At 74.8% G+C, this 448-nt stretch carries 1 protein-coding gene; it reads right to left on the reverse strand.

Annotation, left to right across the window (positions count from 1 at the left end; translation table 11 throughout):
* Positions 1-448 (reverse strand): Ig-like domain-containing protein (locus AC6CH9_RS20815; protein WP_498156600.1); only part of this gene is annotated, 448 nt, incomplete at both ends.

Genomic DNA, 448 nt, shown 5'->3' on the forward strand with positions numbered 1-448 from the left:
GAGCTTGCCCTCGAACACCCCGCCCTGCCCGTCCGCGACGGTGACCGTGACGATCTTGCGGCCGGTGGAGCCCCCGCCGTCGCGGAACTCGACCGTCCCGTCGGGACGCGAGCGCACGTCGTCACCCGCGACCGTCGCCGCGGCCGAGGCGAGGTACAGGTCGTCGCCGTCGGGGTCCTTGAAGAACGGCAGCACCTTGATCGTCGCGCGCCCGCCCTGCCCGACCCGCAGCACCGGGTCACCGGTCTGCTCCGGCGCCGCGTTCTCCCCCCACGGCGACACCTTCAGGGTGACCCCGGCCTCGGCCACGCCCCCGCGCCCGTCCGAGACGGAGTACCGGAACGACTCCGTACCGGTCGCGCCGTCCGGCACCACGGCCTGCACGGCAGCGCCACCCATGATCTGCTGCACCGTGATCCCGTCCGGGCCGTCGCCCGCGACGGACGCC

This window comes from Cellulosimicrobium sp. GQ32 (assembly GCF_059758455.1).